This is a genomic window from Nocardia yamanashiensis NBRC 100130 (assembly GCF_001613325.1).
Lineage (GTDB): Bacteria > Actinomycetota > Actinomycetes > Mycobacteriales > Mycobacteriaceae > Nocardia > Nocardia yamanashiensis.
Map to the genome: position 1 here is coordinate 279,980 of NZ_BDCD01000018.1, position 24,866 is coordinate 304,845.

18 protein-coding genes and 1 pseudogene are annotated in these 24,866 nt (G+C 68.4%); 5 read left to right on the forward strand and 14 right to left on the reverse strand.

Annotated elements, in window-relative coordinates; genetic code table 11:
- Positions 1-82: 82 nt before the first annotated feature.
- On the forward strand, positions 83-811 hold the full coding sequence (locus tag NY1_RS21470; RefSeq protein ID WP_067716170.1) for a VOC family protein: 729 nt from the start codon (positions 83-85) through the stop codon (positions 809-811).
- Positions 812-834: 23 nt separating this feature from the next.
- Here the strand turns inward: NY1_RS21470 and NY1_RS21475 are convergent, their stop codons facing one another.
- Both NY1_RS21475 and NY1_RS21480 read right to left on the reverse strand, forming a co-directional pair.
- Entirely contained in the window at positions 835-1,131 is a 297-nt protein-coding gene (locus NY1_RS21475) for a WhiB family transcriptional regulator (protein ID WP_084535184.1), read from the reverse strand.
- Between the two features lie 77 nt (positions 1,132-1,208).
- The gene (locus tag NY1_RS21480; protein ID WP_067716172.1) at positions 1,209-1,643 is read right to left on the reverse strand and encodes a hypothetical protein; all 435 of its coding nucleotides are present in this window, start codon (positions 1,641-1,643) and stop codon (positions 1,209-1,211) included.
- Positions 1,644-1,863: 220 nt separating this feature from the next.
- Between NY1_RS21480 and NY1_RS21485 the strand changes: the two genes are divergently transcribed.
- Positions 1,864-2,703: an alpha/beta fold hydrolase gene (locus NY1_RS21485; protein ID WP_067716175.1), complete on the forward strand. Its 840-nt coding sequence runs from the start codon at positions 1,864-1,866 to the stop codon at positions 2,701-2,703.
- A 7-nt stretch (positions 2,704-2,710) separates the two neighbouring features.
- Here the strand turns inward: NY1_RS21485 and NY1_RS21490 are convergent, their stop codons facing one another.
- On the reverse strand, positions 2,711-3,502 hold the full coding sequence (locus NY1_RS21490) for a helix-turn-helix transcriptional regulator (protein WP_233032887.1): 792 nt from the start codon (positions 3,500-3,502) through the stop codon (positions 2,711-2,713).
- A gap of 371 nt (positions 3,503-3,873) precedes the next feature.
- Between NY1_RS21490 and NY1_RS21495 the strand changes: the two genes are divergently transcribed.
- The gene (locus tag NY1_RS21495; RefSeq protein ID WP_084535200.1) at positions 3,874-5,622 is read left to right on the forward strand and encodes an NTP transferase domain-containing protein; all 1,749 of its coding nucleotides are present in this window, start codon (positions 3,874-3,876) and stop codon (positions 5,620-5,622) included.
- Between the two features lie 17 nt (positions 5,623-5,639).
- Here NY1_RS21495 and NY1_RS21500 read toward each other — a convergent pair whose 3' ends face one another.
- The 10 genes from NY1_RS21500 to NY1_RS21545 all read right to left on the reverse strand — a co-directional run bounded on the left by NY1_RS21500 (position 5,640) and on the right by NY1_RS21545 (position 18,096).
- Positions 5,640-6,830, reverse strand: coding sequence for a thiolase family protein (locus NY1_RS21500; protein ID WP_067716177.1), 1,191 nt, complete (start codon positions 6,828-6,830; stop codon positions 5,640-5,642).
- Positions 6,831-6,853: 23 nt separating this feature from the next.
- Entirely contained in the window at positions 6,854-7,594 is a 741-nt protein-coding gene (locus NY1_RS21505; RefSeq protein WP_067716180.1) for an AfsA-related hotdog domain-containing protein, read from the reverse strand.
- A gap of 43 nt (positions 7,595-7,637) precedes the next feature.
- A complete protein-coding gene (locus tag NY1_RS21510) occupies positions 7,638-8,738 on the reverse strand; it encodes a chorismate-binding protein (RefSeq protein ID WP_067716183.1) in 1,101 nt (366 codons plus the stop codon).
- Positions 8,739-8,744: 6 nt separating this feature from the next.
- Positions 8,745-9,935 carry an AMP-binding protein gene (locus NY1_RS21515; RefSeq protein ID WP_084535186.1) on the reverse strand — a complete coding sequence of 397 codons (1,191 nt, stop codon included), beginning with the start codon at positions 9,933-9,935 and terminating at the stop codon, positions 8,745-8,747.
- A complete protein-coding gene (menD, locus tag NY1_RS21520) occupies positions 9,932-11,641 on the reverse strand; it encodes a 2-succinyl-5-enolpyruvyl-6-hydroxy-3-cyclohexene-1-carboxylic-acid synthase (RefSeq protein ID WP_233434424.1) in 1,710 nt (569 codons plus the stop codon). Before menD ends, NY1_RS21515 begins: the two co-directional genes overlap by 4 nt.
- 417 nt (positions 11,642-12,058) lie before the next feature.
- The gene (locus tag NY1_RS21525; protein WP_233434425.1) at positions 12,059-12,844 is read right to left on the reverse strand and encodes a helix-turn-helix domain-containing protein; all 786 of its coding nucleotides are present in this window, start codon (positions 12,842-12,844) and stop codon (positions 12,059-12,061) included.
- 152 nt (positions 12,845-12,996) lie between these two features.
- Complete coding sequence (locus NY1_RS21530) at positions 12,997-14,670, reverse strand: dipeptide ABC transporter ATP-binding protein (RefSeq protein ID WP_067716192.1); 1,674 nt, start codon at positions 14,668-14,670, stop codon at positions 12,997-12,999.
- Positions 14,667-15,554, reverse strand: coding sequence for an ABC transporter permease (locus NY1_RS21535; RefSeq protein WP_084535187.1), 888 nt, complete (start codon positions 15,552-15,554; stop codon positions 14,667-14,669). Before NY1_RS21535 ends, NY1_RS21530 begins: the two co-directional genes overlap by 4 nt.
- The gene (locus NY1_RS21540) at positions 15,551-16,510 is read right to left on the reverse strand and encodes an ABC transporter permease (RefSeq protein ID WP_067716194.1); all 960 of its coding nucleotides are present in this window, start codon (positions 16,508-16,510) and stop codon (positions 15,551-15,553) included. The genes NY1_RS21535 and NY1_RS21540 overlap by 4 nt, the downstream gene beginning before the upstream one ends.
- Positions 16,507-18,096, reverse strand: a complete 1,590-nt coding sequence (locus NY1_RS21545; RefSeq protein ID WP_067716197.1) for an ABC transporter substrate-binding protein — start codon at positions 18,094-18,096, stop codon at positions 16,507-16,509. Before NY1_RS21545 ends, NY1_RS21540 begins: the two co-directional genes overlap by 4 nt.
- 248 nt (positions 18,097-18,344) lie before the next feature.
- Here NY1_RS21545 and NY1_RS21550 point away from each other — a divergent pair, with 248 nt between their 5' ends.
- Positions 18,345-20,657, forward strand: a complete 2,313-nt coding sequence (locus NY1_RS21550) for an arylsulfatase (protein ID WP_067716200.1) — start codon at positions 18,345-18,347, stop codon at positions 20,655-20,657.
- Positions 20,658-20,709: 52 nt separating this feature from the next.
- On the opposite strand, the pseudogene NY1_RS45130 reads toward NY1_RS21550, so the two are convergent.
- Positions 20,710-20,832, reverse strand: a pseudogene (locus NY1_RS45130) (YdeI/OmpD-associated family protein); the annotation flags it as partial.
- A 340-nt stretch (positions 20,833-21,172) separates the two neighbouring features.
- Between NY1_RS45130 and NY1_RS21555 the strand changes: the two are divergent.
- The gene (locus tag NY1_RS21555; protein ID WP_067716203.1) at positions 21,173-24,859 is read left to right on the forward strand and encodes a nitrate reductase subunit alpha; all 3,687 of its coding nucleotides are present in this window, start codon (positions 21,173-21,175) and stop codon (positions 24,857-24,859) included.
- Positions 24,860-24,866: the final 7 nt, after the last annotated feature.

Below are 24,866 nucleotides of genomic sequence, written 5' to 3' on the forward strand. Positions count from 1 at the left end.
GGGTGCGCTCGCGGTGCACGATCGAGGGCGGTTCCGGCGATCCCGGCCCGCGGCGACCGGCCCGGCGGTTACCGTGGAAGGCATGTCCACGCGCCTGGCTTGTGTGGTATTCGATGCGGCCTCGCCCCGCACCGCCGCCCGTTTCTGGGCCGAACTGCTGGGCTGGGAGGTGACCGTGGACCGGCCCGCCGGGGTGGAGGTGGCCGCGCCCGACCCGGACGGTCCGGACGTGGCGCTCACCTTCCTGCCCGCGCGGGTGGGCAAGACGGCGAAGAACCGGATCCACCTCGATCTGGCCAGCCGGTCGCTGGATCATCAACGGGTGCAGGTGGATCGGGCGCTGTCGCTGGGGGCGCGGCGGCTCGATATCGGGCAGGGGGCGGTGCCCTGGTCGGTGCTGGCCGATCCCGAGGGCAACGAGTTCTGCGTGCTGGAGCCGCGCGAGCACTATGTGGATACCGGCGCGGTGGCCGCGATCGTGGTGGACACCGCGAATCCGCTGCGGCTGGCGGAGTTCTGGTCCACGGCCTCCGGCTGGCCGGTCACGCACGACAGCGCGCGCTACACCGGGATTCGTTCCGCCACCGGACAGGGTCCGTGGCTGGAGTTCCTGCGCACGCCCGCGGCGCTGGACGAGCGCAGCCGCCTGCATCTGGATCTGATCGCCTTCCCCAGCGACGATCCGGCGGCCGAGGCGGCTCGACTACGGGCCGCGGGCGCGCGCCCGGTGGGTCCGGCCGATGAGCCGGTGGTGGTGCTGGCCGACCCCGAGACCAATGAATTCTGTTTACTGCAATCGGCTTCCGATTGACGTCCGCGGTAGCGCAGGGCGGATCAGGCCGCGCCGCGGTCGTAGCGCCGCCGTTCGCGCGGCGAGAGCCCACCCCAGATACCGAACCGCTGATCGTGCGAGAGCGCGTAATCCAGGCATTCCTTGCGCACCTCGCAGGAGCCGCAAATCCGTTTGGCCTCACGGGTCGAACCGCCCTTGTCCGGGAAGAACGCCTCCGGATCGGTCTGCGTGCACAGCGCCTGCTGATGCCAGGACTGGGACTCGAAGGAGTCGTCGCGCCGGGCCAGGGTTTCGAACATCGCGTCGAAATTGGTGAACAGCAGCTTCATTTTCCTCATCCCTTCATCGGTGCATAATCCGCGCGGTGACACCCCGTTGCGCACCGCGCGACTGTTTCGTATTACGCGCGAACGATTTACGCGCGACCCATACCGCAATCGCCGACCGCCGCCAGCCGCTGCTGCTCCATACCGCCGGCGAAGATCCGGCGGGCGTGCACGGCGGCCGGAGTGGTGGACCACGGCGCGAGTGCGGTGGTGAACATCAACTCGCACCACGACAATGCCGGCACCTCGCCGATGGAAAGGGTGTTCAGCAGCGACAATTCGGTGTCGGAGGTATTCCAGGCGGCGAACAACCACGTGGCATCGAGGCGGCCGAGGAATTCTTCGGCGTCCTCCGGAAGGCCGAGCGGCGCGTCGACCGCGAGATGCACGACCGCGGAAATCGCGTGCCGCATTCGCGCATCGAGACCGACGCCGTCGTGCAGCAGCAAACCTTCCAGCGACTCGCGCAATCCGGCGCCGGGATCAACATGGAAGTCACGGCGGCCGGTGGTGATGTCGAACATTTGATTCCTCCTGACGATTTGCGCTTGTCCCGAAAGCGCTACGGCCTGATTAGAAATGGCGCGAGACCGCGTTGTCCAGTTTTGAGCACATTTAGGGCAAACCCCTAGCAGTACTGACACTGGCCAGTGTGGGTACCCGTCGGGAACAGCACCGAAGGGTGTCCGGCACAACCCCGGCAACCTGCGCAGATCGGGCAGTTCGGACCATTACGGTCGGTGCATGCCTTACGTTCGATCAGGTTCCGCCACCGTTCATTACGTCGCCGGAAACACCGCCGGGCCGACTTTGCTCCTGGCGCACGGATTCTTCATGGACGAATCCATGTTCGATCCCATGCGCGAACCACTGGCAATAGCCGGTATCAATCTCGTCACGATCGACGCACGCGGCCATGGTCGCACGCAGACACCCGATGGCGAACCGTTCAGTTATTGGGATCTGGCTGCCGACGCATTGGCGGTACTGGATGAACTCGGAATCGAGCAAGCGGTCGTGGGCGGCATGAGCCAGGGCGGTTACGCCGCGCTGCGCATGGCCCTGATGGCGCCCGAGCGGGTGCGGGGCCTGGCCCTGATCAGCACCGAATCCGATGCCTGCACACCCGCCGAGCTGGCCTACTACCGGACCTTCTTCGAACGCTGGTGCGGCGTCGAGCCTTTGGCGCCGCTGGTCGCGGAATTGGCGCCGCAATTGATCGGCGGTTCCGATCCGCGGCTGTGGCGCACCTGGACCAGCCGCTGGTACGCCTCCGACCGGCAGGCCGTACTGCCCGCCGCGCACTGCCTGATGGATCGCGGTTCGCTGGTGCACCGACTATCGGAGATCACCGCGCCGGCGCTGATTCTGCGCGGCAGCCACGACGGCACCAGCACCGCCCAGAAATCGGATCTGATGGCCGCGGAACTGCCGGGCGCGGACGGTGTGGTCACCATTCCGGGCGCCGGGCACGGGGCCGCGTGGACGCATCCCGAGGTGGTCGCGCCGCTACTGGCGCAATTGGTGCACCAGGCCACGCAGCCGGTCCCGGCGCCGAGCCGCGATCAGTCGATCGGCGCCTGACCCACCGCTATTGCTCGCAGCTGTCCGGGCATTCCTTCGCCATTCCCAGGAAGATCTGGATCTGATCGGGATAGGCGGCGCAGAAGACCCGGAACATCTGCACGGTGATCATGCGGCAACGACCCGTCACGATGTCGCGCAGGTGCATGCCGGGGCGGTCGCCGCCGTAGGTGACCGCGCCTTCGTCCCACAACCGCCGGAACAGCTCGTACCGGCCGAGTTCGGCGAGGAATTCGGCGGACCAGGCGGTATCACCGGAACTGGCGATCAGCCCGCGCAGCCATTCGACGGTGAGCCGGACCTCGGTCTCCCAGTCGACCATGACTTTCCGGGACGCCTCGTTGCCGAAGAACCAGCGCAGGATATTGACGTCTTGTTCCAACCCCGGAAACGCGGCGGCATAACTGCGGTTGCACGCCAGCACATTCCAGCGGGTATCGACATAGGCGGCCATATTGGGCTCGTGGAGTTCGAGCGCCCGGAGCATGTCGGCGGTGATTTCCGCGCGCAGTTGCTCGATGGTCGGGAATTCGGTGACGCCCAGCCCCGCCAGATCGAGCAGATGCCGGCGCTCGACCGCCGACAGCGGGTCGATGCGATCCAGGTAGCGCACCAGGGCGTCGACTACTTCGCGGGTGGGACGGTCCCGGTCGCCTTTCTCCAAATGGGAGATATAGCTGGCGCTGACGCCGGCATTGAAGGCCAGGCGCTCGCGTGAGACGCCGCGCGCATCGCGTAATCGGCGCAGCAGCAGACCGAAAGTCGGGGGGCGCAGTTCTTCGAAGTCATTCGGCTTCACGCGCTGTACCACGCCGTATCCCTCTCCACAAACACTCAGCAACCATCCTTCATCGGTCGAGGGCCGCCGCTGCCCCGGCGGCGGGATCCGCCTGACGTCGACCGGCGCGGTCCGGGGAATCGCCGCGTACCCGCCAGTTCTTGTTTCGGATACTGCCATATACGAAAGTGACGGAGTCCGAAACATGATCATTCCGGTCATGTGTCGCTGCCCACCTTATCGCGGCCGAACCATGGGCAATTGCATAGCAAGCCAACGATTCCTGGGGCGGCGCGCAGCGCGGCGGACCCGAGCGCCCGGCATCGAGCAAGCCGTGCCGCCGAGCCACTACGATCGGCAGACATGATCAGCCACGCGCCGGGTTGCGCTTCGTGACGACCGTCGACGCGATCGTGCTGGCCGGTGGCCGCGCCAGCCGCATGGGCGGGGTGGACAAACCGGCCATCGTGGTCGGCGGGCAGTCCATGCTCGATGCCGCGCTCACCGCGGTCGCCGGATGCGATCGCACCGTGGTGGTCGGGCCGCACCGGCCGGAGTTGCCGCCGGAGATCCTGCAGGCGCAGGAGGTGCCGGCCGGGGGCGGACCGGTGGCGGCCATCGCGGCCGGACTGGGAGCCCTCGCGGGCTGCGAGTTCCCGGCCGGGCTGATCGTGGTGCTGGCGGCGGACATGCCGTTCCTGACCGCGGCGGCCATCGGCGAATTGCTCTCGCACGCGCGCGAATCCGGCAGTGACGCGGTGTTCGCGGCGGATGCGTCCGGGCGGCCGCAGTATCTGGTGGGGGTATGGCGGCGCGGGGCGCTGACGGCGGCGCTGAAGAATCTGGATTCGGTGGTGAACCGGCCGATGAAGGCGCTGGTGCCGGTCGATACCGCCATGGTGGCGCTGGCGGGGGTGGACGACTGCGATACGCCCGAGGACATCCGGCATGCCCGGGTGAGCGCCGGGCGCAGTGCGGCGGCGACCGGATTGGACGAGGCGCGGGAGATCCTGCGCGGGAACATCTCCCGGCTGCCCGCGCATCGGGTCGCGGTGCGGGCGGCGCGGGGCGCGGCGCTGGCCGAACCGCTGGTCGCGGTGGAGGCGCTGCCGCGTTTCGACGTGTCGGCGATGGACGGTTATGCCGTAAGCGGCGACGGCCCTTGGCAATTGCGCCGGGATATCGGGTTCGCGGGCGGGCAGCGGCCGGTGGGGTTGCTGGACGGGGAGGCCGTGCGGATCGCGACCGGGGCGCATGTGCCGGAGGGCACCGGCACCGTGGTGCGGGATGAATTCGTCAGCGTCGAGGGAGACGGGCTGCTGCATCGCCTGCCGGACAGCCCGATTCGCGATGATGTCCGCCGCCGCGGCGAGGACTGGCTGCCCGGGTTCGAGCTCGCGCCCGCCGGCACGCCGGTGACCGCCGCCTTGATCTCGGTCGCGGCCAGCGCCGAGGTGGGCACGGCCGCGGTGCGCGGTCCGGTGCGGGCGCGGATCGTCATGACCGGCGACGAGATCCGCAGCGAAGGGCCGCTGCACACGGGGCAGACCCGCGATTCCCTCGGCCCGATCCTGCCCGAGCTGCTGGCCTGGTACGGCGTCACCACCGTGGACCGGGTCCACCTGCGCGACACCGCCAATGCCTTCGACGAGGTGCTGGCCGCCGCCACCGACTGCGACCTGCTGCTGATCGTCGGCGCCACCGGCGGCGGGGCGGCCGACCAGCTGCGCGCCAGCCTGGACCGCGCCGAGGCCCGAGTCCTGCTGCGCCGCCTGCACCTACGCCCGGGCGGCTCCACCGTGGCCGCCCAATTGGCCTCCGGCCCCGTGGTTCTCGGCCTCCCCGGCAATCCCTTCGCCGCCACCGCCACCCTGCTCGCCCTGCTCCGCGCCACCCTCGAGGGCCTCACCGGCGCGACCCCGGCCCGCCCGCTGCGCGGCCCGCTCCGCAATGCCGCCGAAATCGCCGGTCCCGCACCGCGAATCGTGCCCGCCCGGCACCATCACGACGGCGGGTGGATCGGCGACGGCCACCTCCGCACCGCCCACCTGGCGGGCCTGCTGGACCGAGACGGCCTGGTGATCGTGCCGCCGCACGCCGAAAACGACGCCGTCGTAGAGTTCATTCCCCTGCGCGGCTGACCCACGCAGGGCCGGGCCTACAGGGCTTCGATGATCATGGCGTTGGCCTGGCCGCCGGACTCGCACATGGTTTGCAGGCCGTAGCGTCCGCCGCGTTCGCGCAATGCGTGGACCAGAGTGGCGGTGAGCCGAACCCCGCTGGCTCCCAGGGGATGTCCGAGGGAGATGGCCCCGCCGTGGACATTGACTCGGGACAGGTCCGCGCCGGTTTCGTGCGCCCAGGCCAGCACCACGCTGGAGTACGCCTCGTTGACTTCGAACAGGTCCATATCGGACAGCTGCATGCCGGTCTGCTGGAGCACCTTGGCGGTCGCGGGAACCACGGCGGTGAGCATGAGGTGCGGATCGTCGCCCACCGCCACGTGACCGAGGATGCGGGCCAATGGGGTGAGGCCGAGGCGGCGGGCACTGGCGCTGGTGGTGACCATGACCGCGGCACTGCCGTCGCCGAGCTGGCTGGAATTGCCGGCGGTGACCTGCCAGCCGATCTGCGGGAAGCGGTTCGCCAGCACCCGGTCACGGTCGAGTTTGGCGAAGGCCGAGGGCAATTCGGCCAGGCTCTCCGCGGTGGCGTGATAACGGATGCACTCGTCGGTGTGCAGGCCGAAGATCGGCGGGGTGAGTTCGGCGTCGAAGAGCCCGTTCTTGGCGGCGTCGGCGGCCCGGTGATGGCTGCGCAGCGCGTAATCGTCGAGCTGGGCGCGACCGAATCCCCAACGGGCGGTGATGAGTTCGGCGCTGATCCCCTGCCAGGGCACGCCCTCCGGATAACGCTCCAGGAAGGCGTCGCCGGTGAGATCGGCGTGTTCGAGCCGATTCAGGCTGGTGCCCATGGGAATTCGGCTCGTCGACTCCACGCCGGTGGCGATCACCACCTCGCAGTCGCCCGCGATCACCGAATGCGCCGCGAAACGCAGCGCCTGCTGACTGGCGCTGCACTGCCGGTCGATGGTGGTGGCGGGCACCGATTCCGGCAGCCCGGCGGCCAGCGTGGCGCGCCGGGTCACATTGGTGGCCTGTTCGCCGACCTGGCTGACCACGCCGCCGATGACCTCGTCGATGAGCGCCGGATCGATGCCGGTCCGCTCCACCACGGCGCGCAGGCTGTGCGCCATCATGTCCACCGGGTGCACCGCGTCCAGCGCCCCGCCGCTCTTACCCCTGCCGATCGGTGTGCGCACCGCTGCGACGATTACCGCGTCCCGCATTTTCCGAACATTTCTGTGACCACTTACCTGACTGAGTAATTCGGCACCGGCAGCGCGTGCACCGCGTGCCGCCGCTCTTTGGCGTCGATGAGTTCGCGATCGATCACCCGGCGTTCGAGCTGATGCACCGAGGTGATCCGGCCGGCCTGTTCCAGCACGATGGTGAACACGAAGCGATAGTCCCCGCGGTCGCCGGGTTCGGCGGATTTCAGGGTGAGCCGCAGCGTCGCCGGCACCGGGTAGAGGAAATTGTGGAATTCGGTCTCCAGCCGGTCGATGGTGGCCAGCCAGCGGTCCGGCAGCAGATTCCCGAAATACCGTGCGGCCACGGCGAAGAACATGTGATCGCACGCCTCGATCGCGAGCAGCCCCGGCACGTGCATGACATCCCGGTCCCGGGTCAGCAGCGCCAGATCGGCCGACAGGCGCAGATCGGCCGAGAATTCGGTGTCGGAATCCCGCCGCAAACCGGAAATCAGGATGTCCTTGGAGTTTTCGATGAGCAGGTCGTCACAGGACGGCAGCGGGCGTTCCGGCCGCGGCCCCACTTCGATCGAGTCGAATCGGTAGCGGCGCACGGCGGCGGAGATGCGCTCGGCATCACCGCGTCCCACGCCCTGCCCCGGCTGCAATATCACCCGGCCGTCGGGGACCGTTCCGGTCTCCAGCGCGGCAATGGCTTCGGCGACCGTCCACGCGCCCGTCGCTTCCGCGAAAGCCGCGAATCTGTCGCCGACGACGTGAACTATCTTCGGGTCGAACACTTGACGCTCCACTATCTCTTCTCACCCGCCCCCGCGGTGTGGCTCACGGTGTGATTCCCAGAACGCGCCGCATGGACGCGAGTTTCGCCGAGGTCTCGGCGAATTCGGTCGCCAGGCGGCTGCCCGCGACCACGCCCCCGCCGGCCCGCAGCGTCAGATGCCGCTCGCGGGAATCGAATTCGAGTCCGCGCAGCGCCATATAGAATTCGCAATCCCCGGCGCGGTCGAACCAGCCGACCAGGCCGCCGTAATAACGCCGCGCCGATTCGTGCGCGGTGATCAGCCGCAGCGCTTCGGCCTGCGGCACCCCGCACACCGCCGGCGAGGGATGCAATGCCGAAACCAGTTCGGCGATCGGCGTATCCGGATCGCTGAGCCGGCCGGTGATCGGCGTGCCGAGATGCCAGACGCCGGGCGCGGCCACCAGTTCCGGCTGGTCCGGATAGCTCAGCCCGGTACAGAGCGCGGCCAATCCCTTGATCATGAACTCGGCCAGGTGGCCGTGCTCGTCGAGGTATTTGCAGGTGTACAGCTCGGCGCGGGCCTGCGCCCGGTCTGCCTCCTCGGACAGCAGCGGATTGCGCGGCACCGTGCCGGCCAGCGGGGTCATGGCGACCACGTCACCGGTCTTGCGCAGGAACAACTCCGGGCTGGCGCCCATGGTGTAGACGCCGGGCGCGTCCAGATGCTCGACGAAATAGCTGTGCACCTGCGGATACAGCTGGGCTATGCGCTCGTACATGCCGAGCGGGTCGACGGCGTCGGTGTAGGAGAAGCGTTCCGAGCGCGCGATGACGATCTTCTCCAGCCCGGAACCGGGGGTGCGCAGCAGCGGCAGCACGTGATGGAACAGGTCGATGTACTCGGCGATGGCGGTGTCGTTGAACACCACCTCCGGGCGGAACCCGCCCCACGCGGATGCGGCCGGGCCGCCGGGCATTCCGGTCTCGCGCCGCCCGAGATACAGCGACGGGGTCTCGGTGGCCGGGTCGAAGGGGATGGATCCGGCGACCACGTCACCGTGGGTCCCGGACCGCACCGCGGCTTCGGCGGCGGCCAGGCTGCTGAAGCCGACCGGGTCGCCGGTGAGGGCGACCGCGCCGCCGGGACCGCCCAGGCGGAATCGAATCGAAGGGGCTTCCACTGGTTTTCAGTCCTTCCCCGCGCCGGTGAGCAGCAGCTCGCGAATGGCCAGGCGATCGATCTTCGAGTTCGGCAGCAGCGGGAGTTCGTCCAGTACGACCACGCGTTTGGGAACGGCCGCGCGCCCGAGCCGAGCGCGGATCAATTCCCGCATCGGCGCGGTGTCCACGGCCGCGCCGCCGGGCCGCGGCACCACGCACGCGCTGACCAGCTCGCCCCACTCCGGATCGGGCAGGCCCATGACCACGGCGCTGTCGATCCAATCGAGTTCGGCGAGTACGGCTTCGATGGCGACGGCCGACACCTTGACCCCGCCGGTATTGATCAGGTCGTCCACCCGGCCGGTAGGCGTGAGCAGGCCGTCGGTGAACTGCCCGCGATCAGCGGTGGAGTACCAGCGACGGCCGTCAGCCGCATAGAAACGCGCGGCCTCCTCCGGAGCGGCCCCGAGATATCCCTCGGCGATACTCGGCCCGCCGAGATGGATGAGCCCGTCCACGATCCGGACCTCGACCCCGTCCAGCGGCACCCCGTCGTACACGCACCCACCACACGTCTCGGTCATGCCGTAGGTGGTGACCACGGTGGTGAGCTCACGCAGCCGATCCGCGAGGTTCCGATCCAGCGCCGCCCCACCCACCAGCACCCGATCCATGCGCGCCAGCGCTTTCCGCCCGTCCGGATCCTCGAGCAGTCGCTTGACCTGAGTCGGCACCAGCGAGGTATAGCGACGCCCCGCCCCCATCCGCTCCACCGCGGCGGCGAATCCGGCGGGATCGAACTTGCCGCCGTCCAGCGTGAACACCGTGGTCCCGCCGAGCGCGGCCCGCGCGATCACTTGAAACCCGGCGACGAAACCCGCGGGCAGACACAGCAACCAGTCCCCGTCCCCGCCGAGCCGCCGCGCGGTCGCCGCACACGAGGCCCGCAACGCGGAACCCGAGAGCATGGTCCGTTTCGGCACCCCACTGGACCCCGAAGTGGACAGTACGACCGCGACATTCGCGGGCACGACGCGCGGAAGCCCTTGCGCCGCCGTCGAATCGGTCACCGGCGCGATAGCGTCCCCGCCGTCCAGAGCCCGCAGGATCTCCCCCGCGAGCAGCTCGGCCGCCGCCGCCGCGTCGACGGGCAACACGACCGGGCGCAGCGGGACTCGCGTATCGCTCGCACTCGAAACCAGAGTGGTCGCGGTCATCGGGCGACCTGGCCCGCGCTGACCAGGCCGGTGACGGCGGCGCCGGAATCCAGGGCGTCGTCGACGCCGCGGCGGGCGGTGCCGTGCAGGTCGCGCAGGCCGTTGCGGGCGACCGGGACCTCGAGTACCGCCATGCCGCCGGAGGTTCGGCGCGCTGTCACCGCCGCGCCGAGGCCGGTGACGTCTACCGTGCGGTGCGTGACGCCGTAGGCGCCGCAGAGCTGGGCGATGTCCACGTCTTGCGGTGTGCCGTAGATCCTTTCGAAGGTGTCGCCGTAGGGAGCGTCCTTGTAGCGGGGATGGCCCTGTTCGAGGAGTTCGAAGATACCGCCGCCGGAGTCGTTGGAGACCACGATGATCAGGTTGTCGGGGCGGTGTTCCAGGCGGCCGGATTGCAGGCCGGAGGCGTCGTAGGCGAAGGTCAGGTCGCCGAGCAGGGCGATGACGGTACGGTCGGGGGCGGCCAGGGCGGCGCCGATGGCGGCGCTGACATTGCCGTCGATACCGGCCACGCCGCGGTTGGACAGCACCTGCACTCCGGTGGGGAGCACGCCGGTCAGGGAGACGTCACGGATCGGATTGGAGGCGCCGAGCCAGAGCAGGTCGCCTGGGCGCAGGCTGCCCAGGAGGGTGTCGGCTACGCCCAGGCCGGTGGCGCGGTGCTCGGGTTCGGCGAGCACGGCCGCCCATTGGCGGCGCACGGCGGCGTCCAGAATGCGCAGCTCATCGGCCCAGGAGGCGGAGGGGCGGCCGCGGTAGATCGGTTGCGCGGCAAGGATTTCGATATCCGGCGCGGCATAGATCCAGTCGCCGCCGGTATCGGCCAGCACGGTGGTCACGTCCGGGCGGGCGAGCAGTTTGCCGACATTGCGGTGCAGGGTGGGGCGGCCGTAGACGACGACCTGGTGCGGGCGGACGTAGTCCAGGACCCAGGGGTGCAGGCGGGGCCGGGCGCCGACCTCGACGGTCGGTTCGGCCATGCAGGGCACTTCGGGCGGGACGCCGGACAGGTCGGCGCCGTCCCCGGCGATCACCAGGGTGGACAGTGCGAGGTCGATTTCCCAGGCCGCGGGCGGCGCGGCGGGTCCGCCGGTCAGGCGGATCCAGGGTGCGCCGGCGGCGCGGCCGGCCGGGAACGGCAGGCGGTCGGCGGCCGGAGGCAGTCCCGAGGCCAGCGGCACGTCGAGCTGGACGGGGCCGGGACGGCCGCCCAGCCGACCGGCGGCGCGCCCGGCGGCGCGGCAGATCTGCGCTCGGACAATGCCATTGGTGTCGGAGCGCACGGTGTCGCCGGACCATACCCGCTGCATGTGCCGCAATTGCGAGCCGAGCAGTGCACCCTGTTCGACGGTCTGCGAAGCGCCGGTGCCGAGCACTTCGGGCGGGCGGTTGGCGGTGACCAGCACCAGCGGGACGCCCGCGTAGTTGGCCTCGGTGACGGCCGGCAGCAGATTCGAGACGGCGGTGCCGGAGGTGGTCACCACGGCGGCGGGGCGGCCGGTGGACTTGGCGATGCCGAGCGCGACGAAGGCCGCCGAACGCTCGTCCAGCCGCACCTGCAAACGGATCTCGCCGGTGGCGGCCCGCCGGGTGAGTTCGAAGCCGAGCGGCCCGTTACGCGAGCCGGGGCAGTAGATGAACCATTCGACACCGCATCGGATGAGCTCGTCGACGACGATCGCCGCTACCACGGACGGCGCCGGCACTGCGAAATTTCCGGGGCTCGATTCTGAAGACACGCTCATTGCACTCCACTACATGGGACGAAACAACCCCACTCGGACGGCGCACGACACTGCGCTTGCGATCGGGGAAGACGACGTAGTCATGTGAGCCGACATGGCCAGCGCCGCTGCGAAGATCGGATCGAAACTGCTGGTCGACCGACCGGCATCCAACTGGCAACAGGCTATCGCCGCGCTTCGAAGGCTGTCAATTCAGAAGCGATCAACGAAACATAAAGCTAGCGAGCACATTTCATCACAATGGCCAGTGGTGGCACTAGCCAGTGTGGGCACACGGCAGGGCGCATTCGGGGGTTGAGCCGCCCTCAGCGGTGTGCTAGCGAACTTTCAGGCAACGCCGGGTCCGGACAACTTCCGGCGAACGCCGGGCGTGCGGGTTCAGACGACCGGCAGCCCGAGGATGGCCAGGATGTGACCCGGGAAGAGCACACCGTCCAGGCGGCCGGTCTGGGCATAGAATTTGCGCCGCAATCCGGTCGCCGGGTTGCGCAGATGCAGGGTCCAGACGTGCGGCGCGAACTCCACCCCGCCTTCCGCCCAGACCTGCCGGAAGCGCGGGAATTCGCCGAGTTCGTGCAGCAGTTCGGTGAATCCCTCGGTATTGCCGGAGCGGCCGATCAATCCGCGCATCCAGCGCACCACCTGGCGGACATCGGAATCCCAATTCACCAGGACGCGGGTGGCCAGCTCATTGCTGAAGAACCAGCGCAGCATATTGCCGTCCTCGCGGACGCCGGGGAAGGCATCATCCCAATTCTCGTTGCTGGCCAGCAGATTCGCGCGAGTGTCGATGTACGCGGCGAGATTCGGGCGGTGCAGTTCGAGCATGTTCAGCATGCTCGGTGTGACGGCGGCGCGCAGTTCTTCCACGGTCGGGAATTCCGAGGCGGGCAGGCCCGCCAGATCGCTGAGTTGCCGGCGCACCGCGAGCGTGAGCGGTTCCAGCCGATCCAGATATCGGGTGAGCGCCTCGACCACTTCGCGGGTGGGATTGCCGCGCTCACCCTTCTCCAGATGCGTTATGTAGCTGGCGCTCACGCCCGCGTTGAAAGCCAGGCGTTCGCGGGAAAGGCCCCGATCGTCGCGCAGCCGCCGCAGCAGATTCCCGAAACTGGGAGCTTCTATTTCCCGGGAATCACGCCCACACGCCGCATCCGCGACCACCGCAACCTCCTTCACTTCGCCTCGGCCGTATCCGCTTCCGCGGAGGTACGGCCGAGTACAGATTCAGAGGGGATGGTTCCACAATTGCGTAGTCGCTTGCGTGCGCATAACTGTCCCTGTTTGTATCACCGGGGAATCCTGTCAGGAAATCCCTACGCGCCCAGTGCGAGTGCGCGCGGCGGATTTTCGCCGCGGCGATGCGCCGGATCGGGTGCGGGGACCGCATCCAGCAATCGCCGAGTGTAGTCCTGCCGGGGCTGCCCGAAAACATCTTCGACCAGGCCGGTTTCCACCATTTCACCCTGTTTCAGGACGACCACGCGATCGGCCACCTGATGCACCACCGCCAGATCATGACTGATGAAAAGGCAGGCGAAACCATATTCGGCGCGCAAGTCGGAAAACAGATCCAGCACCTGCGCCTGCACCGACACGTCGAGCGCGCTGGTGGGCTCGTCGGCCACCAGCAGGCGGGGAGCCAGCGCGAGCGCCCGGGCCAGGGCCACGCGCTGCCGCTGCCCGCCGGAGAGTTCACCGGGCCGGCGGCCGGCGTAATCGCGTGGCAGCCGCACCGATTCGAGCAGCTCGCCCACCCGATTGCGGAGCAGCGCGCCGGAGGCGACCCGGTGCACCAGCAGCGGTTCGCCGATGGAGTCCTCGAGCGTGCGGCGCGGATCCAGCGATGCGGTGACGTCCTGGTGCACCAGGGCCACGTCCTTGCGCAAGCCGCGCAGCTCGCGGGTGGACAGACCGGTCAGCGGGGTGCCGTGCAGCACCACCTCGCCGGTGGTGGCGGGCACCAGGCCGAGCGCGGTGCGGCCCAGGGTGCTCTTGCCGGAGCCGGATTCGCCGACCAGGCCGATCACCTCGCGCGGCGCGACGGTGAGCGAGAGATCGCGCAGGGCCTGGAAACGCTTGCGGCCCTGGCGATACACCACTGAGACGTGGTTGAGCCGCAGTACCGGTTCCGGCACGGGTTCCGGCGCGGCGGCGGGCCCGACCACGTCGAGGGCCGCCCCGCCGCTGGGCAGCGTCGGCACGGCAGCCAGCAGGGTGCGGGTGTACTCCTCGCGCGGTTCGGCGAAAAGGTCGTGCACCGAACGGGTTTCGACGACCTGCCCGGCGTTCATCACCACCACCCGGTCCGCGATGGCGGCCACCACGCCCAGATTGTGGGTGATGAACAGGATGGCGGTGTCGTTGCGGCGCTGCAGCTCTCGCAGCAGTTCCAGGATCTCCGCCTGCACGGTCACGTCCAGGGCGGTGGTGGGCTCGTCGGCGATGAGCAGATCCGGTTCGCCGGACAGGGCCAGGGCGATGACCACGCGCTGCTTCTGGCCGCCGGAGAGCTGGTGCGGGTACCAGTCGACGCGCTTCTCCGGCTCGGGAATGTCCACCAGGCCCAGCAGCTCGACGGCGCGCGCCCGCGCCGCCGCCTTGCCGATCGGGCCGTGCGCGCGCAGCGCCTGGGTGATCTGGGTGCCGATCTTCTGCACCGGGTTCAGCGCGGTCTGCGGTTCCTGGAAGACCATGGCGGCACGGGTGCCGCGCAGCGGGCGCAGTTCGGCATCGGTGGCGCCGACGATCTCGTTGTCGCCCAGGCGAATCGAACCGGCGGCGTGGGCGCCGTCGGGCAGCAGGCCGAGCACCGCGCGGGCGGTCAGCGATTTGCCCGAACCGGATTCGCCGACCAGCGCCACGGTCTCACCGCGGCCGACGGTCACGCTCACCCGGTCGACCACCGTGCGGTCGCCGAAACGCACTGTCAGATCCCGGATTTCGAGCAGCGATCGCTGATCGTCCGCCCGGTCGTCCTTGTCGCTCATCCGATCCTCCGGGCACGGCCCAGAGCCTGGGCGATCAACAGGAATCCGAGGGTGAGGCCGGAGACCACCAGCAGGGGTCCGACCGCGTACGCCGGATTGGCGTCCAGATTGTCGATGGAGCCCGCGATGAGCGAGCCCAGCGACGGGTCCGGCGGGCGCACGCCGATGCCGATGAAGCTCATGGCGGCCTCCACGAACACCGCCAGCGACATGGACAGCGCCAGCTGCACCGACAGCGGCTCGATCACATTGGGCAGCACGTGCTTTCGCAGCGTCCACCAGGTGCTCGCGCCGATCACCTCGGCGGCCTCCACGAACGGCTGTTCGCGCACGGCCAGGATGGCGGTGCGGATCTGGCGGCCGAAGATGGGGATCTCGGCGGCCACGATCACGATGACCACCGCGTGCGCGCCGGGTCCGGTGACGGCCGAGAGCGCGATGGCGAAGATGAGCGCCGGGAAGGCCAGGATCAGGTCGAAGATGCGCTGGGTGATGACGTCGGCGACGGCGTTCACGCTGGCCAGCAAGCCGGTCAAGGCGCCGACGGCCGCACCCAGCGGTACCGCCACCAGGCCGATGAGCAGGTTGATGCGAATGCCGTACAGCACGCGGCTGAGGATGTCGCGATTGACATTGTCGGTGCCGAGCCAGTGCTCGCCGCTCGGGCCGAGCAGGTTGGCCCCCGGAATCTGTTCCAGCGGACCGTATTTCGTGAGCACGCCGGCGAAGAGGCCGGCGAGGGCGATGATCCCGACCAGGAGCACCCCGGCCAGGCCCTGGCCCCGGGTCAGCGCCCGCAGACCCCGGCCGTCGTTCCGGCGGGCGGCCGGGCGGACGCTCGCCGCCTCGGGTGCGATTCCGGCCAGATCGATGGATTCACTCATGCCCGGCCTCCGATCCGGATGCGCGGGTCGAGCCAGGCGTGCACGATATCGGTGGTGAGCTGGATGGCCACGAACACCGCCACCGAGAACAGCAGCAGCGCCTGCACCACCGGATAGTCGCGCCGGTTGATGCCCTGTTCGATGAGCTGCCCGATGCCCGGCCAGGCGAAGGCGGCCTCGACCAGCACCGCGCCGCCGAGCAGCTGCCCGGCCTGGATGCCGAGCGCGGTCAGCATGGTGGGCAGGGCGTTTCGCAGCGCGCCGCGGGTGACGATCCGCCGATGCGAGATGCCCAGCGCCCGCGCGGTGAGCACATACGGTTTGCGCAGTTCGGTGCGCAGCGATTCGGTGAGGAACCGGGTGAGCGCCGCGGTCACCGGCAGCGCCAGGCAGATCGAGGGCAGCAGCAGGTATTGCACGGTGATGTCCGGGTGCGCGGCGAACCCGTCCGGCGGGACGCCGCCCGCCGGCAGAATCGGGAACACGATGGCGAACACCAGCACCAGCAGCACGCCGGTCACGAAGACCGGCACCGCCACCGCCACCGTATTCGCCGCCGCCACAATGGCATTCAGCCAGCGCTTGTCCCACAGCACGGCCGACACGCTGACCGCGAGACTCACCACGACGGCCAGCGCCAGCGCCGAGACGGCGAGCGCCAGGGTATTGGTGAGCCCGCGCCCGACCAGGTCGGAGATCTGGCCGCCGATGATGTAGGACCGGCCCAGATCACCGGTGAACACACCGTGCAGCCAGGTCAGGTACTGGGCGGGCCAGGACCGGTCCAGGCCGAGCTGATGGCGAATGGCCGCAATGGTTTCCGGGGTGGCGTCCGGCCCGGCCAGGGTGGTGGCCGGATCGCCGGGCACCAGCCGCAGCAGCAGGAAGATCAGCACCGAGGCGCCGAACAGCACCGCCACCGCCGACGGCACCCGGCGCAGCAGATAGGCGATCATGCCAGGAAGGTGTCGGCGAGATTCAGTTCGCGGCGCTTGGTCCAGCCCACCCCGTGCAGCTTCTTGCTGGTGGTGCCCTGGGCCCAGCGCACGCCGATCTCGATCAGGAACAGGCCCTCCAGCAGCTGATCGCTCAGTGCCTGGTACGCCTTGACCGCGTCCGGGCCGGTACCGGTGGGCCGCTTCCAGGCGGCGTCTGCGGCGGCCACGTAGGCGGGAGATTCGAAGTGGGAGGCGTTCTTCCGCGCATTGAACGGGTAGGCGCTGACCGTCAGGGTCGACGGCACGAACTGCGCCCACGAATGGTCGGTGATCCACAGACCCGGGAACTGCGCGCCGATCAGCTGCTTGACGAAGGTGGCGTTCTCGGTGGGCACCAGCTCGGTGTCGATGCCGATCTCGGCCAGGTTGGCCTGCACGATCTGCGCGGTCGCCTCGTAGGTGCCGATGCCGGCATTGAAGGCCAGCGGCAGCTTGGGCGGCTTGGGCAGGCCCGAGAGCAGCTGCTTGGCCTTGTTCACGTCCCGCTTGAACCGGGTGTTGCGGGATTCGTCGAAGGCGGGCGAGTTCTTGGGCCACGGCACGTTCAGGGCGTAGCCCGCGCCCCGGAACACCTCGGCGATGATCCGGTCCCGGTCGATGGCATAGGCGATGGCCTGGCGCACCTTCACGTCCGCGAGCGTCGGATCCTGCACGTTCGCACCGACGTACAGCTGCAGTTCCGCGCCCTCGTACGGGATGACCTTGAAACCGTCGGTCTTGGCGAGGTTCTCGTTGTCGCGGTAGGTGATGCCGTCGGCGAAGTGGATCTGGCCCGACTTGAGGGCGTTGAGCTGCGCCTGGCTGTCGGTGATCACGCTGAATTCGACGCGGTCCAGGTACGGGCGGTCGGGCACCCAGTAGTTCGGGTTCTTCTCGAACACCAACTGCGAGTTGGGCACCCGGTTCACGAACTTGAACGGGCCGGTGCCGACGATCTTCTCGCCGGTGCCCAGCTGGTCGATGGATTCGCTGTCCAGGATGGGCGCGGTGTCGAGCAGATCGAAGAGGTTGCCGATCGGGTGCGCGAGCGTCAGCGTGATCTTGTGCGGGTCGGTGGTGTCATAGCCGGTGATGGCGGCGGCGGTGCTCTTGAGCTGCGCCGACCATTTCGGATCGGCGTAGGTGCGCAGCGAGAACTCCACATCCTTGGAGGTGAAGGGACGGCCGCTGTGGAACTTCACGTCATCGCGCAGTTCCAGGGTGACGGACTGCCCGTCCGGGGCCACCGTCCACTTCTTGGCCAGCAGCGGCTGCGGTTCCAGCTTGTCGTGCGGGTAGCGCACCAGCGTCTCGAAGACCAGGCCGACGACCCACGGGGTGGTGCCGGTATTGGTGAGAATGTTCGCGGGCACCAGGTCGAACAGCACGCCGTACTTGAGCGTGCCGCCCTTGACCGGCGCGGCATTGTCGTCGCCGCCGCCCTTGGCCTGATCGACCGCCGAGGTGCAGGCCGCGAGCGCGCCGCCGCCGAAGATGGCCAGGGCCGCGACGGCCGAAGAACGCAGGAAACGACGACGATCGAGTCCGCCGGGGGACGAATTCATCTGTAAATCCTCGAGATATGAGCCGCACGACGCGGCGAGGGTGCGTTACGCACCGTGGGGACTGAGAGCAGGAGAGGACGCGCGGGCCGGCGCGTCAGGCACAGAGACGACAACCGGCGCCGGGCGCGCAAAGGTGACTGGTGTGCATGGTGAGCGACGCTAACAGCGGGTGAGCGGGCGATCAGTGGTTGCGCGCAGCCAGAATCAAACCCTGGCGGGGACGGCGGATGCGGCCCTTTGCTGAAAGCATGCCTGTCCCCCCGAATGCCCGTGGCTACGAAAACTTCACCGGCGAGATCGGTCGCACCACCGCCGATTCCACACCCGAATGGCTCTACCCTCCGCAGGCCCCGGCGGGTGCGCCCAATATCGTCGTGGTGCTGGTCGACGATATGGGTTACAGCGATATCGGCCCGTTCGGTTCCGAGATCGACACTCCGACGCTGGACCGGATCGCGGCGGAGGGGTTGCGGCTCACCAACTTTCACACCACGCCGCTGTGCTCGCCGTCGCGGGCGGCCTTGCTGACCGGGGTGAATTCCCATCGCGCGGGCTTCGGATTCGTGGCCAATGCCGATCCCGGCTATCCGGGGCTGCGGCTGGAATTGGCCGATGACGTGCTGACGCTGCCGGAGATCCTGCGCGCCAACGGTTATGCCACCTATGCGGTCGGGAAGTGGCATCTGGTGCGCGATGCCACGCTGCATCCGGCCTCGCATCGCGATTCCTGGCCGACGCAGCGCGGATTCGACCGGTATTACGGGTCATTGGAGGGGTTGAATTCCTTCTACCACCCGAATCAGCTCATTTCCGATGCCTCGGCGGTGGATTTCGAGGAGTACCCGGAGGGTTATTACCTCACCGACGATTACACCGATCGCGCCATCGGGTATCTGAAGGAGCTGCGGGCGCACGACGCCGACAAGCCGTTCTTCCTGTACTTCGCGCATACCGCCATGCACGGGCCGTTGCAGGCCAAGCCGGAGGATCTGGCGAAGTATCGCGGTAAGTACAAGGAGGGCTGGGATCGGCTGCGGCAGAGCCGGTTCGCCTCCCAGCTGGCGCAGGGGCTGTTCCCCGAGGGCACCCAGCAGAAGCCGCGCAATACCGAGCCGGGATACGAAGCGCAGGAATGGGATTCGCTGACCCCCGAGCAGCAGTCGCGTTTCGAGCGGTACATGGAGGTGTACGCGGGCATGGTCGACAGCATCGACCAGAGCCTGGGCCGGATCGTCGAAACCCTGGAGCAGTTCGGTGAACTCGACAACACCATCATCGTGTTCACCTCCGACAACGGCGGCACCGCCGAGGGCGGCCCGGAGGGCACCCGCACCTACTTCGCCCAGTTCGCGCAGGTGGACGAGCCGGATTGGGAGCGCGACGTCCCGCACGACGACGAACTCATCGGCACCGCCAAGCTCGGCGTCCACTACCCGCGCGGCTGGGGGCAGGCCTCCAACACGCCGTTCCGCTTCTACAAGGGGCAGACCTTCGCCGGCGGCGTGCGCGTCCCGTTCCTGCTCTCCTGGCCCAAGGGTCTGCCCCGCACCGAGGGGGACAACGGCATCCGCCAGGAATACACCTATGTCACCGATCTGGCTCCCACCCTGCTGGAGCTGGCGGGCCTGAATCGTCCGAGCGTCCGAAACGGACTGCCCGCCAAGGACTTCGACGGCGTCTCGGCCGCCGAGGTGCTGCGCGACGCGAACGCCCGCACCCGCCACACCGAGCAGTACTCGGAGATGACCGGCCACCGCGGCTTCTACCGTGACGGCTGGAAACTCCTCGCCCTGCACGAACCTGGCCGGGATATCGACGACCCGCACTGGCAGCTCTTCGATGTCCGCACCGACCCCACCGAACTGCACGACGTCTCGGCCGAATTCCCCGAGAAGGCCGCCGAACTAGCTGCCGCCTGGGACGAATCCGCTTGGCACAACACGGTTTTCCCGTTGGTCACCCGAAAGGACCTGGCGCGCCGTCGCCCCGAGGAGGCCCGTCTGAAGGACAGCGTCCGCATCCTTCTCGGCACCCCCACCCTCGAGCGCTATCGCTCGCAGCAGCTCATCGCCTACCGCGACTTCACCATCGCCGTGGAACTCGACGGCTTCCGGCCCGGCGACGAAGGCGTCCTGGTGGCCCACGGCGACCCCCAGGGCGGCTACCTCCTCTACATCGAGAACGACCGGCTCCTGTTCGGCTACAACGCCTACGGCCGCTACACCACCGCCGACGCGGGCCCGGTCCCCGCGGGCAGCAAGCACCTCACCGTCTCCGCCACCGTCCGCCCCCACCTGCGCTGGGACTTCTCCATCGGCATCGACGGCGTCCGCGCCGCCGACCTCCCCGGCCAGGTCCAACTGGTAGGCATGGCCCCCTGGACCGGCATCTCCGTCGGCCTCGACGCCCGCGGCCCCGTCGCCTGGGACCTGCGCGAACGCCGCGGCGTCTTCCGCTACACCGGCGCCCTCCACTCGGTCACCTATCGCCCCGGCGCGATCGGCGTGGACGAGGACACCCGCCGCGCCCTCGACACCGAAGCGGAGCTGGTCGCCGAGTAATCGATCCCCCGCTGTCAGCCGGCCGAGACCCGCTCCGCGACCGCAGCACCGTTCACGAACGCAAGTCGTTCAGAGTTCCGGTGATGCGGCGGGTGCGGGTCTCGGGGCGTTTGGCTTCGGTGACGGCGGCGGCGTATTCGCGGCGGCGGGTGTAGCTGAGGGCATCGAAGGCAGGGCGGAGGCCGGGGCGTCAAGGAGGGTGGGCGACTTTTCGGCTACCCGGAAAACGTGTTAACAAATGTAAACCGCCGGAGAACCGGCCGTTTCCAAAGCTTCACCGGTGGGGTTCCGAAAGGCCTGGCCGCGGGCGTATTTCGACGGTTCGCCGGGTATTTCGCCAGGTCAGCGTCACCCCGCCGACCCGCGGGGGCTACCGTCCAGTGACCGGGAGATTGCGCCGACCTCACAGCTCACACAGGGGCGGAGCGCATTGTGAGAGAACCGTTTTGCCGCCCAAGTCGACGTCTTTACAGTCGATTCAGCAGCCCGGTTTTTCACACTTTGTTAGGGGCGTCATGGCTACCACGAATACCGCGTCTTCGGCAGCGGATGCCCTGCTTCGGCTCGGAAAGTATTTCAATCGCGGCGAGGTTTCCGGCGATCTGCGCACCCTGCACAAGACCGGCGGGCGCGGTGCGGACGAGTTCTACCGGGACCGCTGGGCGCACGACAAGGTGGTGCGGTCCACGCACGGCGTGAACTGCACCGGATCGTGCTCGTGGAAGATCTACGTCTCGGACGGCGTGATCACCTGGGAGTCGCAGCAGACCGACTACCCGTCGGTCGGCGCGGACAAGCCGGAGTACGAACCGCGCGGGTGCCCGCGCGGCGCGTCGTTCTCCTGGTACACCTACTCCCCCGCGCGCATTCGGTATCCGTATGTGCGCGGCGCGCTGCTGGAGCTGTACCGGGCGGCCAAGGAGCGGCTCAAGGATCCGGTGCTGGCCTGGGAGTCCATTGTCGAGGATCCGGCAAAGGCGAAGACCTACAAGCACGCCCGCGGCAAGGGCGGATTCGTGCGCGCGGAATGGTGGGAGGCCGCCGAGATCGCGGCTGCCGCGCATGTGCACACCATCAAGAAGTACGGCCCGGACCGGGTGGCCGGGTTCTCCCCGATTCCGGCCATGTCGATGGTCTCCCATGCCGTCGGCGCCCGCTTCATCTCGCTGATCGGCGGCTCCATGCTGTCGTTCTACGACTGGTACGCCGACCTGCCGGTGGCCTCGCCACAGGTCTTCGGCGACCAGACCGACGTGCCGGAATCGGCGGACTGGTTCGACGCCGGCTACCTGATCATGTGGGGCTCCAATGTCCCGGTGACGCGAACCCCGGACGCGCACTACATGACCGAGGCGCGCTATCGCGGCCAGAAGGTCGTGGTGGTCTCCCCCGACTACGCCGACAACACCAAATTCGCCGACGAATGGGTGGCCGCGCGCCCGGGCACCGATGCCGCGCTCGCCATGGCCATGGGTCATGTGACGCTGCGAGAGTTCTTCGTGGAGAAGGACACTCCGTACTTCACCGACTACGTCAAGCGCTACACCGACCTGCCCTACCTCATCACGCTGGAGGACAAGGACGGCGTCGCGGTGCCCGGCAAGTTCCTCACCGCGGCCGACCTCGGCCAGACCGGCGAGGGCGTCGAGCATCAGACGGTACTGCTGGACGCGGACGGAAATCCGCAGGTGCCCAACGGGTCTCTCGGCCATCGCTTCACCGAGGCCGGCAAGGGCAAGTGGAACCTCGATCTGGGGGACGTGGATCCCCTGCTGACTCTGCACGGGCACACCGATGATGCTGTGGCCGTGCAGTTCCCCCGCTTCGACGGGCCCACGACGGATGTCCTCACCCGTGGCGTGCCGACCACCGTGGTGGCGGGCAAACGGGTGACGACGGTGTTCGATCTCCTGCTGGCGCAATACGGCGTGGCGCGGCCGGGGCTGCCCGGCTCCTGGCCGACGGGCTATGACGATGCGAGCGAGCCCTACACGCCGGCCTGGCAGGAATCGATCACCGGCGTCCCCGCCAAGCAGGCCGAACGCATCGGCCGCGAGTTCGCCGACAATGCCATGCGTTCCAAGGGCCGCTCCATGATCCTGATGGGCGCGGGCACCAACCACTGGTTCCACTCCGATCAGATCTACCGCGCCTTCTTCACCCTGACCCTGCTCACCGGCTGCCAGGGCGTGAACGGCGGCGGCTGGGCGCACTATGTCGGGCAGGAGAAGTGCCGTCCGGTAACCGGCTGGGCCACACTGGCTTTCGCCTCCGACTGGCAGCGCCCGCCGCGTCAGATGCAGGGCACCGTGTTCTGGTACCTGACCAACGACCAGTGGCGCTACGACCCGTTCACCTCCGAAGCGTTCGCCTCACCGCTGGGCGACGGCCGCTTCGCCGGGCGCACGGCAGCCGACAATATCGCGCTCGCTTCGCGATTGGGCTGGATGCCGTCCTACCCGACGCTGAACCGCAACCCCCTGGACCTGGCCGACGAGGCCGCGGCGGCCGGGAAATCCGCGGCCGACTACGTGGTCGACGGCCTGAAGTCCGGCGACCTGCGCTTCGCATGCGAGGATCCGGACGCGCCCGAGAACTTCCCGCGCGTGCTCACCGTGTGGCGGGCCAACCTGCTGGGCTCCTCCGGCAAGGGCAACGAGTACTTCCACAAGCACCTCCTGGGCGCGGACTCCAACCTGCAGACCGGCGAGGCCACCGGGGTGCGCCCGCAGGAACTGGAATGGCGGGACGAGGCGGCCACCGGCAAGCTGGATCTGCTGCTGTCCCTCGATTTCCGCATGACGTCGACGACGCTGTTCTCCGACATCGTGTTCCCGGCCGCCACCTGGTACGAGAAGCACGACCTGTCCTCCACCGACATGCACCCGTTCGTGCACGCCTTCACCCCGGCCATCTCCCCGCCGTGGGAGGCCAAGACCGACTTCGAGGCGTTCCATCGCATCGCGCGCGGGTTCTCGTGGCTGGCGGAGAAGCACCTCGGGGTGCGCAAAGACATCGTGGCCGTGCCCCTGCAGCACGATTCCGCCGATGCGCTGGCCCAGGCCGGCGGCAAGGTGCTGGACTGGAAGTACGGCGAATGCGAGCCGATTCCGGGTAGGACCATGCCGAAACTCGTTGTGGTGGAACGTGATTACCCGAATGTGGCGGAGAAGATGGCCGCGCTCGGGCCGCTGGTGGAGCAGCTGGGCGTCACGACCAAGGGTGTCACCACCTTGCCGGACGCGGAGGTCGAGTACCTCAAGGGCGTCAACGGCGCCGTGGTTTCCGGTGTGGCACAAGGACGTCCGTCACTGGCCAAGGATGTTCACGCGGCCGAGACCATCTTGGCGCTGTCCGGCACCACCAATGGCCGGCTCGCGGTGGAGGGCTTCCACGCCCTCGAGAAGCGCACCGGCACCCAGCTGGCGGACCTCGCCGCCGAGCACGAGGGCAAGCGGATCACGTTCGCGGACACCCAGGCTCGGCCGGTGCCGGTCATCACCTCCCCCGAATGGTCGGGCAGCGAGACCGGTGGCCGCCGGTATTCGCCCTTCACCATCAATGTGGAGCGCAAGAAGCCCTGGCACACCTTGACCGGGCGGCAGCACTTCTACCTCGACCACGACTGGATGATCGAACTCGGCGAGCAGCTGCCCATCTACCGCCCGCCGCTCGATATGACCGCGCTGTTCAGTGAGCCGGGCATCGGCAAGGTCACCGAGAACGGCGTCACCGTGCGCTATCTGACCCCGCACTCCAAGTGGTCCATCCACTCGGCCTACCAGGACAACCTGCACATGCTGACGCTGAGCCGCGGTGGCCAGGCCATCTGGATGTCGGATGTGGACGCCGCCAAAATCGGTGTGGCGGACAACGATTGGATCGAGGCGATCAACCGAAACGGCATCGTGGTGGCCCGCGCCATCGTCTCGCACCGCATGCCCGAGGGCACCGTGTTCATGTACCACGCGCAGGACCGCGCGGTGAACGTACCGCGTATCGAAGGCGCGGCGGATACCAAGGCGGGCAGGGGCAAACGCGGCGGCATCCACAATGCGCTGACCCGCATCATGATCAAACCCTCGCACCTGATCGGCGGCTACGCCCAGCAGTCCTTCGCCCTGAACTACCACGGCCCCACCGGAAATCAGCGCGACGAAGTGACCACCATTCGCAAGCGCTCGCAGGAAGTGGAGTACTGATATGCGT

Excerpts from the sequence above, each read along its gene's own strand:
- NY1_RS21480 (WP_067716172.1), bottom strand. The coding sequence starts at position 1,643 with ATGTTCGACATCACCACCGGCCGCCGTGACTTCCATGTTGATCCCGGC.
- NY1_RS21540 (WP_067716194.1), bottom strand. The coding sequence starts at position 16,510 with ATGATCGCCTATCTGCTGCGCCGGGTGCCGTCGGCGGTGGCGGTGCTG.
- NY1_RS21485 (WP_067716175.1), top strand. The coding sequence starts at position 1,864 with ATGCCTTACGTTCGATCAGGTTCCGCCACCGTTCATTACGTCGCCGGA.
- NY1_RS21550 (WP_067716200.1), top strand. The coding sequence starts at position 18,345 with ATGCCTGTCCCCCCGAATGCCCGTGGCTACGAAAACTTCACCGGCGAG.
- NY1_RS21545 (WP_067716197.1), bottom strand. The coding sequence starts at position 18,096 with ATGAATTCGTCCCCCGGCGGACTCGATCGTCGTCGTTTCCTGCGTTCT.
- NY1_RS21535 (WP_084535187.1), bottom strand. The coding sequence starts at position 15,554 with ATGAGTGAATCCATCGATCTGGCCGGAATCGCACCCGAGGCGGCGAGC.
- NY1_RS21470 (WP_067716170.1), top strand. The coding sequence starts at position 83 with ATGTCCACGCGCCTGGCTTGTGTGGTATTCGATGCGGCCTCGCCCCGC.
- NY1_RS21515 (WP_084535186.1), bottom strand. The coding sequence starts at position 9,935 with ATGACCGCGACCACTCTGGTTTCGAGTGCGAGCGATACGCGAGTCCCG.
- NY1_RS21500 (WP_067716177.1), bottom strand. The coding sequence starts at position 6,830 with ATGCGGGACGCGGTAATCGTCGCAGCGGTGCGCACACCGATCGGCAGG.
- NY1_RS21555 (WP_067716203.1), top strand. The coding sequence starts at position 21,173 with ATGGCTACCACGAATACCGCGTCTTCGGCAGCGGATGCCCTGCTTCGG.
- NY1_RS21475 (WP_084535184.1), bottom strand. The coding sequence starts at position 1,131 with ATGAGGAAAATGAAGCTGCTGTTCACCAATTTCGACGCGATGTTCGAA.
- NY1_RS21530 (WP_067716192.1), bottom strand. The coding sequence starts at position 14,670 with ATGAGCGACAAGGACGACCGGGCGGACGATCAGCGATCGCTGCTCGAA.